This window comes from Anaerotignum faecicola, assembly GCA_024460105.1.
Taxonomy (GTDB): Bacteria; Bacillota; Clostridia; order Lachnospirales; family Anaerotignaceae; genus JANFXS01.
Window position 1 is genome coordinate 109,124 of sequence record JANFXS010000001.1, and the last position, 13,514, is coordinate 122,637.

Annotated in this window: 12 protein-coding genes and 3 tRNA genes; 3 read left to right on the forward strand and 12 right to left on the reverse strand. The window is 38.5% G+C overall.

What is annotated here, in order from left to right; genetic code table 11:
- Positions 1 to 5: 5 nt before the first annotated feature.
- The gene (locus tag NE664_00485; GenBank protein MCQ4725143.1) at positions 6 to 1,268 is read right to left on the reverse strand and encodes a UDP-N-acetylglucosamine 1-carboxyvinyltransferase; all 1,263 of its coding nucleotides are present in this window, start codon (positions 1,266 to 1,268) and stop codon (positions 6 to 8) included.
- A 236-nt stretch (positions 1,269 to 1,504) separates the two neighbouring features.
- On the opposite strand from NE664_00485, the gene NE664_00490 reads away from it, so the two are divergent.
- Genes NE664_00490 through NE664_00500 form a run of 3 tightly spaced genes read left to right on the forward strand, consistent with a single transcriptional unit; the run spans position 1,505 to position 3,367 of the window.
- Entirely contained in the window at positions 1,505 to 1,828 is a 324-nt protein-coding gene (locus NE664_00490; GenBank protein ID MCQ4725144.1) for a PadR family transcriptional regulator, read from the forward strand.
- A complete protein-coding gene (locus tag NE664_00495) occupies positions 1,821 to 2,753 on the forward strand; it encodes a DUF1700 domain-containing protein (GenBank protein ID MCQ4725145.1) in 933 nt (310 codons plus the stop codon). The genes NE664_00490 and NE664_00495 overlap by 8 nt, the downstream gene beginning before the upstream one ends.
- 2 nt (positions 2,754 to 2,755) lie before the next feature.
- Positions 2,756 to 3,367, forward strand: a complete 612-nt coding sequence (locus tag NE664_00500; protein ID MCQ4725146.1) for a hypothetical protein — start codon at positions 2,756 to 2,758, stop codon at positions 3,365 to 3,367.
- Between the two features lie 1,429 nt (positions 3,368 to 4,796).
- Here the strand turns inward: NE664_00500 and clpX are convergent.
- From clpX to rnr, 11 genes are all read right to left on the reverse strand, one after another.
- On the reverse strand, positions 4,797 to 6,086 hold the full coding sequence (gene clpX / locus NE664_00505; protein MCQ4725147.1) for an ATP-dependent Clp protease ATP-binding subunit ClpX: 1,290 nt from the start codon (positions 6,084 to 6,086) through the stop codon (positions 4,797 to 4,799).
- A 20-nt stretch (positions 6,087 to 6,106) separates the two neighbouring features.
- Positions 6,107 to 6,691, reverse strand: a complete 585-nt coding sequence (gene clpP, locus NE664_00510) for an ATP-dependent Clp endopeptidase proteolytic subunit ClpP (GenBank protein MCQ4725148.1) — start codon at positions 6,689 to 6,691, stop codon at positions 6,107 to 6,109.
- 34 nt (positions 6,692 to 6,725) lie between these two features.
- Positions 6,726 to 8,039 carry a trigger factor gene (tig, locus tag NE664_00515; GenBank protein ID MCQ4725149.1) on the reverse strand — a complete coding sequence of 438 codons (1,314 nt, stop codon included), beginning with the start codon at positions 8,037 to 8,039 and terminating at the stop codon, positions 6,726 to 6,728.
- 161 nt (positions 8,040 to 8,200) lie between these two features.
- Positions 8,201 to 8,482, reverse strand: a complete 282-nt coding sequence (locus NE664_00520; GenBank protein MCQ4725150.1) for a DUF503 domain-containing protein — start codon at positions 8,480 to 8,482, stop codon at positions 8,201 to 8,203.
- A 63-nt stretch (positions 8,483 to 8,545) separates the two neighbouring features.
- Positions 8,546 to 8,617 (reverse strand) — tRNA-Gly (locus tag NE664_00525).
- Positions 8,618 to 8,632: 15 nt separating this feature from the next.
- A tRNA-Phe gene (locus NE664_00530) sits at positions 8,633 to 8,705 on the reverse strand.
- A gap of 29 nt (positions 8,706 to 8,734) precedes the next feature.
- A tRNA-Leu gene (locus tag NE664_00535) sits at positions 8,735 to 8,818 on the reverse strand.
- Positions 8,819 to 9,381: 563 nt separating this feature from the next.
- Positions 9,382 to 9,951, reverse strand: coding sequence for a hypothetical protein (locus NE664_00540; protein ID MCQ4725151.1), 570 nt, complete (start codon positions 9,949 to 9,951; stop codon positions 9,382 to 9,384).
- Positions 9,951 to 10,670, reverse strand: coding sequence for a permease prefix domain 1-containing protein (locus NE664_00545; protein MCQ4725152.1), 720 nt, complete (start codon positions 10,668 to 10,670; stop codon positions 9,951 to 9,953). The genes NE664_00540 and NE664_00545 overlap by 1 nt, the downstream gene beginning before the upstream one ends.
- A complete protein-coding gene (locus NE664_00550; protein MCQ4725153.1) occupies positions 10,657 to 11,001 on the reverse strand; it encodes a helix-turn-helix transcriptional regulator in 345 nt (114 codons plus the stop codon). The genes NE664_00545 and NE664_00550 overlap by 14 nt, the downstream gene beginning before the upstream one ends.
- A gap of 247 nt (positions 11,002 to 11,248) precedes the next feature.
- Positions 11,249 to 13,381, reverse strand: a complete 2,133-nt coding sequence (gene rnr, locus NE664_00555) for a ribonuclease R (protein ID MCQ4725154.1) — start codon at positions 13,379 to 13,381, stop codon at positions 11,249 to 11,251.
- Between the last annotated feature and the right edge of the window lie 133 nt (positions 13,382 to 13,514).

Here is a 13,514-nt window from a genome sequence, read left to right on the forward strand (position 1 = left end):
CCCGGTTATTCAATCGGGACTCTTGAAATAGACGCTCCCAAAGCTTTAAGTTTTTTCTCTATTTCTTCGTATCCACGATCTATATATTTAATTTCGCCGATTTCCGTTTCACCGTTGGCGGCAAGGCCCGCAAGCACCATAGCCGCGCCGGCCCTAAGATCTGTAGCCAACACTTTTGAACCCATCAGCTGGTTAACCCCGTTTATGATTGCAACGCGCCCGTCGACGCTTATCTGCGCGCCAAGACGTTTAAGCTCGTCCGTATACTGATACCTTTTTTCCCAAACATTCTCCGTAATTTCGCTTGTGCCTTCCGCAACCGACAAAAGCGACGCCATCTGCGGCTGCAAGTCGGTTGGAAAGCCCGGATATACCATGGTTCTTACGTCAACGGCCGAAAGTTTTTTGCCGACGGCGTTAACCCTTATTGAATCGTCAAATTCCGTTACGTCGGCTCCCATTTCTATAAGCTTTGCCGTAAGCGAATCCATATGTTTCGGTATAAGATTCTTAACAAGAACGTCGCCGCCCGTTATAGCCGCGGCAATCATATACGTTCCGGCTTCGATCTGATCTGGTATTATTGTATATTCGGCGCCGTGTAGTTTCTCAACGCCTACAATCCTTATAACGTCGGTCCCGGCGCCTTTAATTTTCGCTCCCATAATATTCAGGAAGTTTGCAACGTCTACAATATGCGGCTCCTTAGCGGCATTTTCAATGGTTGTGGTGCCCTTTGCAAGGGTTGCGGCAAGCATTATGTTTATTGTTGCTCCTACGCTTACCGTGTCCATATATATAGGCGCTCCTATAAGCTCATCAGCCCAGACCTTAATTACATTCCTTTCTATGGAAACCTCAGCCCCAAGCCTTTGAAAACCCTTTAAATGCAAATCAACAGGCCTTGTGCCGAAATCACAACCGCCGGGCATGGCGACCTCGGCTTTTTTATATCTTCCAAGAAGAGCCCCCAAAAGATAATATGAGGCTCTCATTTTTTTTACTTCATCAAATGTTGCCGAAATATTTTCTATTTTGCAGCTGTTAACTTTTAATGTATGTTTATCAATAAATTCGCATTCAGCGCCGATTTTATTCATAGTTTTATAAAGGCTTACAACGTCCTCGATATAAGGCAGGTTTTCAATAACGCAAATATCGTCTGCCATAATAGCGGCCGGTATTATAGCCACAGCGGCGTTTTTCGCCCCGCTGATGCTTACCTCGCCTTTAAGGCAGTTAGGGCCTTTAATCACAAGTTTGTCCATTAAGTATTCAAACTCCTTCAAATCTTTTCTATATCTTAATATAAAACTTCTATTTTACTAATTATTTATTATAGCATATAAATATAATGCGTGGGAAGGATTATTTTGCCATTATTACATACAAGACGTTATTTTTAAAAATTTCTTAAAATAATCTTACCCAGCTATTAAAGTTTGGCAGGTACTTGACATTACATAGTACACAGTATAATATAATACCAAGGTGGTGATCGGTATTGAATGTGCAATTTAAAAAAGGCGTTTTAGAACTTGTCGTACTTATGTCGGTTACAAAAAAAGATATGTATGGTTATGAGCTTGTAAGCGAAGTATCTAAAATAATAGACGTAAACGAAGGCACAATATATCCTCTTTTAAAACGCTTGACAAATGAACATTATTTTGAAACATATTTAAAAGAATCCACGGAAGGCCCTCCCAGAAAATACTATCATTTAACGGCTGCCGGATTAATTTATAAAGACAACCTGAGAAATGAGTGGCAGGACTTTTCAAGCAAGGTAAATGAATTTATTAAGGAGTGTGAAAGAGATGACTAAGGCGGAATTTTTACATACACTGGAAAAACGCCTTCAGGTGTTGAATGAAAAAGAAAGGGCCGATATATTAAACGAATATTCCCAACATATAGACATGCGTGTTGAAAGCGGGCTTACGGAAGAAGAAACAATAAAGGACTTCGGTAATTTTGACGAACTAGTTTCGGAAATACTTGAAGCATATAACCTGAACCCTGATTTTAACAGGCCGCATATAGACAGCGAAGAAATAACAAAAAAAGTATCGAGCGCATTTTCAAAATTTACCGACATACTAAGCGAAACATTCCAAAGCTTAAAAATACTTATTAAAAACATACCGTATAAAAAACCTTTTTCTCTTATTAAATTTATAATTATGGTATTTGCAATCCTGCTTATATACCTGCTTTGCGTGCTTATTGTTGGCAGGGTTTCAAACTTTGCATATTATATACTCCCCGGCTTTATTGCCGAATTTACGGCAAACGGAATAATAATCGTTTTTCATTTGGTGTATATAATACTTGCAATAACCGTGCTTTACACATATGTAACCAATTCAAATGAAAAAAAGGATGAAACCGCTGAAAACGGAAACGGCACATACAGCGATAGCCAAGGAAAACCTTCAAAAACACGCCGAGTAATCCTTCCCAAAATAAACTTCAGTAAAAAAGAAAGGAGAAAGCATATGGAACTTAACATTGGCAGGCCGATATTAAACTTTATTATTCTAATTACAAAATTAATTATACTTTTCTTCTTGCTGCCGTTAGTATTATTCATCTTCTGCTCAATAATAGGCATAGGAATTTTAATTGTGCTCTGCTTTATGGGCTATCCGGTAATCGGCATAACAATAGGCGCTATAGGGCTTTCGGCATGCGGCGTTACTTTTATATGGTTTATATGGGATTTGCTTTTTAAAAATAAGGAGGCATAATTATGACAATATATAAAAAACTGTTTATCGGATTTCTTTCCGGCCTTGTGCTTATGGGCGCCGGCGCCGGTATTGCATTTGCCGAATTCTCGTCATTTTCATACGGCGGACAGAAAACCATTTCAGATTCCTTTGAAACAAAGACTCTCACGGTTAAAATGGACAGTTCCAAAGAAAGGTACTTTTTCCAGACGTATTACTATCCGGAAACAGGTATTTCAATAGAAACCGACAGCAATGTACCGGCCGACGAAATAATAATCGAAGCATCAGTAAATAAAATGTCCGCCGCCGTACCTGTAATTTCCATTAATAACGATTTAAAAGAAGAAAACATAAACGGCAATCACTCTGTACATGAAAACATGGAATACAGCAGCTATAACGGCAGTTATGTTACTATAAGCCAAATAGGTGAAAACGATGTTGTATTTGATTTATCATTTAATTATCACGGATATAATGGAGTTTCAAACTTTTTCATGGCAAAGGATGAATTCCTAAACTCAGTAAAAGAAAGAAAGATTTACGATTATAATTACAGCGACGTCGAAAAAGTAACCATTAAAGTTGCCCCGGAAAATAAAGATAAGGTAAGCCTTTTATACTGGTAAACTAAAAACTGCATCATAACATAATAAATTAAATAAAAAATTAAGCTGTGACACAGGAACCGTTTTAAAATCACTCCATGCACGGCTTTAATAACGCCAATTTGTCAACACAATACTCCGCATAAGATTACATTTTCAAATGTTACCTAAATATAAGCATAAAACAGCGGCAGGTTCAAAAATAAACCTGCCGCCTTTGAATTTATTTTAATATTAAAAGCAAAATTGCCCACAAAACACCAAACACAGCATTAAGCAAAAGCCCTTTTCGATACTTATTCCATTCCCGCAATTCATTCGTTCTTAAATCCAAGCCTTTTAGATATACCCAAAATGAAATTGCCCCGCTTAATACAAAATATACCGCCGCCGCACATTTATAAAAGTTTCCCGGAACCTGAAAAATATACATAACCAGAAAAACCGAAACTAAAATCAAGGAAGTAAAACGTATGAATTTAAGGCAGTTAGAAAAATAACCGCATTTATATTGATTTTTCTTAAAATTTTTTATCATATCTAATTTAAATCCTCAGACATATAAACAGCAAAGATTCTCCCTAATATGCCGTATTCAACTTTTGATACAATGTACTGGACTACTTTAAACATAGACGTCCGTATCGGATTATACAACGCCAAAATTTACAATCAAAGAAAACTTCGTGCAGGGTGAGCTTTTAATGTATAGTAAACTATCCCGCCGCCGAAAAGATCCCACGATGCAAAAGCTCATGTTGAAGCCTTAACTGAAGCATCATAGCTTAGACCGCAATCGCCTGTTATTTCTGCTTCAATTATCCCATAACTTTTGTAGGATGAGATAAAAATTCTTATGTCGCCGCACCTAAATCTACATATGTATATGAACCTTTAAATTCAGCCGCTTCTTCGCCGTTTTTCATATAAGCCTGTTGCCGGTTCGTCGCAAAAATATTTGTAATATTAATTGCAGATCATACAACAAACTGATTATTCACTGATTTTTTTAAATACACATATCTCAAATATTAATTTTCAATAAGTATCAATATACAATAAATTATACGGCATATATTTAAATATATTTTATTCAGAACATAAAAACAAAATATACATTGAAATTAATGTTCATATAATAATTTATAAATCAAACTATTGGCATAAGTTCTAAATTCATTTTTACAATATAACATAAATTATGATATGTCAATATAAATATATTCCAGTCATATATTATAAACATCATCAATATACATGTTGGTTATAAACTTAATAACTTAATTTAAAAATTTTCCGGTTCAAATCATAAAAAAGTGGGATACCCTCTTTATTATGGGTATCCCAAATCTTTTATTTATTAATTTTTTATTTTATTAATATTTTCATTTATAAAGTTATGATACAAAAACTCTTTATATAAGCTCTACTCATAAACCGATTGTTTATTTTATGAAACTTTCTGTTTCTTGCTCTTTTCCCTTTTTATCGGTTTCCTGTCCTCATTATATACTAAAGCAGGACCGCTGTTTCCCCTTACGCAATCGGCTGTTATAATGCATTTTTCAACCGTTTCATCGCTGGGGATATCATACATTATGCCGCTTATAAAGCTTTCAACAATCGCACGGAGTCCCCTTGCGCCTGTTCCCCTTTCGATTGCAAGCTTTGCAATTTCTTTAAGCGCTTCTTCTTCAAATTCAAGGTATACATTGTCAAGTTCAAAAAGGTATTCATACTGTTTAGTAATGGCGTTTTTGGGTTCCGTAAGTATCTTTACAAGTTCGTCCTCGGCCAAATCGTTAAGCGTAACGACAACAGGAAGCCTGCCTACAAACTCAGCAATCAACCCATATTTAATTAAATCCTGAGGCTGTATACTTTTCAAAAGCTCGTCAAAATTCCTGTCTTTCTTGCTCTGTACTTTTGCTCCGAAACCGATAACTTTTTCGCCCATACGGTTTTCAATAACCTTTTCGATCCCACCGAAAGCCCCGCCGCAAATAAACAATATATTTGTGGTATCAATCTGCAAAAGTTCCTGATGCGGGTGTTTCCTTCCTCCTTGCGGCGGAACTGAAGCAACAGTGCCTTCAAGTATTTTAAGAAGAGCCTGCTGTACGCCCTCTCCGCTGACGTCGCGCGTAATGGAAGGATTTTCACTTTTTTTGGTTATCTTGTCAATTTCATCGATATAAACAATGCCGCGCTCCGCGCGCTCAATATCATAATCAGCCGCCTGTATAAGCTTTAAAAGTATGTTCTCAACATCTTCCCCGACATATCCGGCTTCTGTAAGCGTCGTTGCGTCGGCTATTGCAAAAGGCACGTCAAGAAGCCTTGCAAGCGTTTGGGCAAGAAGGGTTTTTCCAACCCCGGTAGGCCCCACTATAAGTATGTTGCTTTTTTGAAGTTCCACATTTTCATCTGATTTTTTCCCGCCGGTCATAATCCTTTTATAATGATTGTAAACAGCAACCGAAAGTATCTTTTTCGCCCTGTCCTGGCCGATTACATATTCATCAAGCACAGATTTGATTTCCTTTGGCTTCGGAAGTTTATCAAACTTCTTTTCAGACGGATTTTCATAAAACTCCTCCGCTATTATATCGGAACATATTTCAATACACTCGTCGCAAATATATACGTCGGGCCCGGCAATGAGCTTCTTAACCTGATCCTGAGGTTTACCGCAAAACGAGCACCTAAGCTGTTTCTTTTCATCAATTTTAGAGGCCATCCATTCATCTCCTTAAAGGCTTAAACCGGTTTTGAAATGACCGCGTCAATAAGCCCGTATTCCTTAGCCTCGGAAGCAGACATAAAGTTGTCGCGTTCCGTATCCCTTTCGATTTCCTCGTAGCTTTTTCCCGTATTTGCCGCGAGTATTTCGTTGAGTTTCTTTTTAGTTTTAAGAATATTCTCGGCAACAATCTTAATTTCCGTCGCCTGTCCCCTGGCTCCGCCGGACGGCTGGTGAATCATAATCTCAGAGTTAGGAAGCGCATAGCGTTTTCCTTTCTGGCCGCCCGCAAGAAGAAAAGCGCCCATACTTGCCGCCATGCCTATGCATATAGTTGAAACGTCTGGTTTTATATACTGCATAGTGTCATAAATAGCCATACCCGCCGTAACGGAACCTCCCGGGCTATTTATGTATAAATTAATATCTTTGTCCGGATCTTCTGCCGCCAGAAAAAGAAGCTGCGCAACGACAAGGCTTGCCGTAACGTCGTTAACTTCTTCACCCAGAAAAATAATCCTGTCCTTCAATAACCTGCTGTAAATATCATAGGAACGTTCGCCACGGCTTGACTGTTCAATAACATAAGGTACTAAACTCAAATAAATCAAACCTCCTTTTAAATTAAACGGTTAATTATTCTGAAACCTCAACGCTTGCTTTTTCCGTAAGCACGGCGTTGTCTTCAATAAGCCTGAGCGCTTTTTGAACAAGCATATCGCTTGAAACGGCTTTCCTGTCTTCATCCCTGATTATTTCAATCATCTTTTCCGGAGCTATGCCGTAACCTGCACCGATTTTACCGATTTCCTCTTCCAATTCTTCTTTTGAAACTTCAAGCTTTTCAATTTCAGCAATTTTTTCAAGAACAAGCCTTGCTTTAACGCTTTTCTCAGCCGAGATCCTGAATGTAGAACGAAGCTGTTCTGGAGTCGTGCCGAGATACTGGCAGTATTTTTCAACAGTAAGGCCCTGCCTTTGAACATTGTTTGCAAAATCGTTCATCATCTGGTCAATCTTGTTTTCATACATAACTTCCGGAATGTCCATTTCGGCATTCTCAACAGCCATATCAAGAAGCTTGTCGCCCTGGATTTGTTTTGCATTCTGTTCCGCAGTCTTTTTAAGTTTATCCGCAATGCTTGCTTTATATTCAGCCATTGTTTCAAATTCCGAAACATCCTGTGCAAACTCGTCGTTAAGCTCCGGAAGCTCTTTAACGCTTATGCCTTTAAGTTCAACGGCAAAAACAGCGTCCTTGCCTTTAAGTTCTTCCGCATGATATTCTTCAGGGAATTTAACCGAAACGTCAAATTTATCTCCGATAGAATGTCCTGCAATCTGTTCTTCAAAATTATCTATGAACGTATGCGATCCGAGGGTTAAATCATAACTGTCGGCTGTGCCTCCCTCAAAAGCAACGCCGTCTACAGTGCCTGCATAACTGATGTTAACAATGTCGTCCATTTTTGCGGCCCTGTCCTCAACAGTTACCATACGCGAGTTCTGTTCCTGAGCTTTTTTAAGTTCCGCTTCGATATCCTCGTCTTTAACTTCCGTATCTTCTTTTTCAACGGAAAGCCCTTTATACTGGCCGAGCGTTACTTCCGGTTTAACCGTTACTTCAACTTCAAATTTTACGCCCGTTTCCTTATTGATTTCAGGCGCGTCAATAGTCGGCCTTGAAACAACGTCGAGCCCAAGTTCGTTAATTGCCAAATCATATTCTGTGTTGAGAATGAAATTTACGGCTTCATCATAGAAAAATTCAGGGCCGAACTGAGCTTCTATAATCTTCCTCGGAGCTTTTCCCTTCCTGAATCCCGGAATTGAAATACGTTTTTTATTTTTCTCATAAGCATATTTCATTCCTTCTTCAAGTTTTTCCGGGCCAACCTCAAATGTAAATTTAACAACATTATTTTCTTTGCTGACTAATTTTGTATTCATTTCCTAAATTTCCTCCTTAGATTATATCATTTCATGGTACAATTCCATATATTTCCAGCCAAAACAAATTGACCGCATAATTGACGATTATTATATCACACAGCCGCAATAAAATCAACATTAATAAAGCCCCGAAAGCTTAGATATTAAGCCTTTAACGCCTATAATATTTCTTTTGATATATCCGATAAGACAGCGTCTGTGTTACTTTCGATAAAGTTAACGACATTATCTATAATACTGTCTGCATGAGACGCCTCATTTGTGACGCAGGCAAAACCTATTACAATACTTTTATGAATATCCTGCAAATCAACTTCAGCTATTGACACATTAAACTTATGCTTTACTTTTTCTGTAATGCTTTTAACAATCATTCTTTTTTCTTTAAGCGATGAAACCCAGTCGGCCCTTAAACATACAGTGCATGTTCCAATAATCATAATAAACCCGCCTTGCTTGAACTTTATATAAAAAGGACCATCAAATTGATGGTCCAATAGTTAAGCGCGAAACGAGATTCGAACTCGCGGCCCTCGCCTTGGCAAGGCGATGCTCTACCACTGAGCCATTCGCGCATATAAACTTTATAATGCCCAGACTCGGAATCGAACCAAGGACACGAGGATTTTCAGTCCTCTGCTCTACCAACTGAGCTATCTGGGCAAATTGGGCGCCGCCGCAAATATAAAGCGTGCCCGAGACCGGAATCGAACCGGTACGGGTGTTACCCCGCAGGATTTTAAGTCCTGTGCGTCTGCCAGTTCCGCCACTCGGGCAAGGCAAAAATAAAACTAACTGTGACATAAGTTTTATCTAATTGACTGCTTGACTATAATAACAAACCCGTGTCCATTTGTCAATACATAATTTGAATTTTTTTCAAAATAATATTATTTATCCATATTTTTTGTAACCTCAATAAAAATTTCCATGCTTTAGCCGGAAAAATCAATAATAAAAATGTCCAAGTACTTGACACCGGTCTTTCGGATAAATTCTATTAATAAAAACAGATAAATTTTAATTTAAAATTATGCTGTCCAGTTTTACAATTTTTATATATAAAATTTATAAAACTGAATATACCGCACCTTCCCTATGTTTTCGAGATCAGATGCGTCCTTCGCGGCAGTATTATATTGACTTTTGTTTTATCTGTTTGTAATTAAATTACTGCCCAAATGCGGCTGTATCTTCCTGCAATATATTTATATATTCTCTGGGCATGCCGTCTGCTCCCGCCCCAAATCTGCCCGCCTGATTTTTATAAGATTTCCGGCGTACAGATTTTATATATACGTTATATCCAATAAGCCGCCAAAATTTAACACATTCGGAATTATATATTGTTAATCCGCGTCATTTTCAGCATTTCAATGTTTTTCCCCTCTTCGTCCCTTGCCGTTACAATGTAGAAAGTTTCTCCCTGTTCGATTTCCTCAATATTTTCCAAAAAGAAAAATCCGTCGTCGTCTGTTTTAATATCAAATATACGTTCCCTGCCGCTGTCCTTTGATTTTATTGATACGTTTACACTTTTAATTTCATTATTTCCTGTAATTCCCATAATTACGTTATCTTTATAATTGTGTATAAAAAGTATGTCCTCTCCGTCATTCGGCGGAACCAGCCCTGTAATCATTCCGTCCGAAAGCCCCCAAAGCCCGAACATTTTTCGTTCTGCGTTTATAATTGAAAGGCCGTTTTCACATTTGCCGATAATCACCGTATCGCCTTGCGAATTTTTATATTCTTTTAATATTCTTTCAGAAGGTCCGTAGTGAAGCCCCCTTTCACACGCATAGAACACTCCCTCGGAAGTAAAATATCTCCCGAACGTATTCATGTATAAACCCCCAAGCAAAATTACAGAAGCAAATAACAATAAAACCTGTCTTTTCCTTCCCATTATTCATCCTCCCTGCCGCTGTCAAGAGGTATATCAAAGCGAAACTTCCTTCCGTTGTAATCATAATCAATTATAAGCGTCTTCGCGTCATCGGGATAATTTTCCAGAAAAACCTGCGCCTTGCTTACAAAGCCCGCCGAACTTCCTCCGCTTGAATTAAAATATACATTCCCGTCCTCATCGTAGAAATTTCCGCCGCTTAATCCAAAACTCCATCCTATACTTCTTGAAAAAATATCATCCCACACTTTATATCTTACTTCCATCGTTTTATCATCATAATATCTTATTTCTTCTATAAGTATATTTGTATCGTCGATTTTTGCTTTTTCCTCAATTTTGATTTTATACACCATCTCCCCGCCGTCCCAGTCCCTGTATGTCCCAAAAACAGTCGATATAAACATAATGCCTATATTCAATACAGGTATTATGTTAATTATAATCATAAACAGCACAAGCGCCCGCAGTACGCGCCATATGGTTCCTATGACAGCGCCATGTTCTTTATTAAGGCCTTCCCCTATTTCGTCGGCGTTTCCCATAAATTCTACGGCAAGCTTTCCGGCTTCATCTTCTTCCACCCCCTGCGATACGAGATCTTCAAATATATCCTCTATATGTTCAAGCAGTTCGGTTTCTATTTCCCGATGGTCATACTTGAACTTAACATGGGAGAGTACGGTATTTATAAATTTATCCCATTCATACAATGCCATAATATTCCCCTCCAATAACTTTATTAACTGACGAGGTGAACTGTTCCCATTTCTTTTTTTCACTTTCGAGCCTTGCTTTGCCTTGTTGCGTAATTTTATAATATTTTCGTTCTTTACCGTTTTCCGCGGTTTTCCTGTAAGATTTCACCAAATTTTGATTTTCCATTTTATGCAGCACAGGATACAGCGTCCCCTCTTTGAACTTGAAAATGTTTCCGCTTTTTTCATCAATTTTTTTAATTATTTCATATCCATAGCAGTCGCCGTTTTCAAGAAGCGAAAGGAGCATCAAAACTGTACTTCCGCCTATAAGACCCTTATCTATTTCCATATTAACGCCCCCTTTCCTTATACATTGATATTCTATGTATATATTATACATAGTTTCCCTATGTATTGATACAGTAAATCTGCACAAAAAAAGCCTTCCGATTTTGACGTCGGAAAGCTTTTGCGGAAATATTCAAGTATTCCCTTATAAATTGTATTCATTTCAAAACATTTATCTATATGGTATACAGCAATGTATTTCTTTTAAAAATCACTGTACGAATCATTATAGTTTTTAACATAGCTCTTTATTCTTCATAAAATCCAAAATCAATAGTCCGCTGTTCTTTGTCCGCCTTTAAAACTTCAACGCGAACTTTCTGTCCGATATGGTATACTCTGCCATGTTTCTGCCCCTGAACCTGCATTGTGTTTTCATCATATAAATAAAAATCATCTTCAAGCGAGGCAAGCGAAACCATGCCTTCTACCGTGTTTCCGAGCTCTACATATATTCCCCAGCCGGTAACTCCCGATATAATACCGTCAAAAACCTCGCCTATATGGCCGCACATATATTCAACCATTTTAAGCTTGTCAGTTTCTCTTTCGGCGTCGTCCGCAAGTCTTTCCCGGGCAGAACATTGTTTTGCCACGTCGCTTAATATATTTCCGTAATGGCGCAGTCTCTTTTCGTCCAGCCTGCCTTCAATGCTGTCTTTAATTATCCGGTGTATCTGTAAATCAGGATACCTTCTGATTGGAGATGTAAAATGGCAGTAATATTTTGCGGCAAGACCAAAATGACCGAAATTTTCATCTTGGTATCTCGCCTGTTTCAGGCTTCTCAGTATTATCCTGCTTACTATGTGTTCCTCGTCTTTTCCTGCAACGCTGTCAATAATTCCTTGTATATCTTTCGGATGCAGATCGTTCTGCCCCTTTATCCTATATCCAAACGTTCTGAGCATTTTTTTCATACTTTCAACTTTTTCATCATCGGGGCTTTCATGATTTCTGAAAACAAACGGGGTCTGCCTCCAATAATAATCCTCCGCAACAGTTTCGTTTGCCGCAAGCATAAATTCTTCTATAAGGTTAGTTGCGGAATTTCTTTCATACGGCCTTATATCAAGCACATGGCCGTCCCGGTCAAGCTCGATTTTAGCTTCCGGGAAATCAAAATTTACGCTTCCCCGCCTTTGTCTTTTTCTGGCAAGTATCATCCTTAGCTTATTCATATCATTAAGCATGGGGACTAATTCCTTATACCTTTCGCAAAGTTCACTGTCGTTAAACTCTATTATTTTATTAACGTTTGTATATGTCAGCCTTGCATGAGAGTGTATAACGCTTTTAACTATCTTATGATCCACAACAGTACCGTTTCTGTCAATTTCCATTATACAGCTTAATGTAAGCCTGTCCTCATCCGGGTTAAGCGAGCATATGCCGTTGCTGAGCTTATGCGGTATCATAGGTATTACCCTGTCGACAAGATAATAACTTGTGCCCCTTTCAAGAGCTTCCCTGTCAAGTGGCGAGCCTTCCGTGACATAATGGGAAACGTCGGCAATATGAACCCCTAAAAGGAAATTTCCGTTTTCGAGGATGTCAATACTTACGGCGTCGTCAAAATCTTTTGAATCGTCGCCGTCGATTGTAACGGTTACAATGTCCCTTAAATCCTCCCTGCCGTCAATTTCCGCCTGAGTTATGTCAATAGGTATTTTTTCAGTTTGTCTGTAAGCTTCTTCACTGAAATCCTCCGGAAGATCAAACTGACGTATTACAGAAAGTATATCAACTCCCGGATCGTCTATATGCCCTAATATTTCCGTTATAACCCCCTCGGGGCTTCTGCTGCCTTCCGGCCTTTTCGTTATTTTAACAACAACTTTATGGCCGGTAACAGCGCCTTTTGTGTTTTCCTTTGATATAAATATATCCTGCGGAAGCTTTTTATCATCGCATACGACAAATCCAAACCCTTTCAAAAGTTCAAACGTGCCTACTATCCTGTCGGTTCCCTTTTCAAGTATTTTTGTTATCTGCCCCTCGGCCCTTCTTCCGTTTGAAGCGTCTCCGGTAATCCTCACAAGCACCCTGTCCTTGTGCATCGCTCCCATTGTATATTCTGCCGGTATAAAAATATCGCCTTCCCCCTCATCCGGCGTAACAAACCCAAATCCGCGGGCATTTCCCGTAAAAGTTCCCGCGGCAAGGTTTAATTCCTTAGGGAGCATGAGCTTGCCTTTCCTTGTTTCAATGATTTTTCCCTCATGTATAAGTTCGTCTGCAATATCGTCAAATATATGCCTTTCATTGCCCGGCACGTCTAAAACGACGCACATCTCGCCCCTTTTGAGCGGAATGTATCCTTCGCTCTTTATAAAATCAAGTATTTTCCCCTTACGTTCCTGCCTTAATGTTTCATCCATAAATTCACCGCCTTATACTTTAACATGTTGGTTGTTTTTATAATTATACCATAAATTATACAATATAACTCTAAAATTCTTTTCTTAGCAGAAAATACATGATAATATTAATATAAAAACAAGAGGTGATATA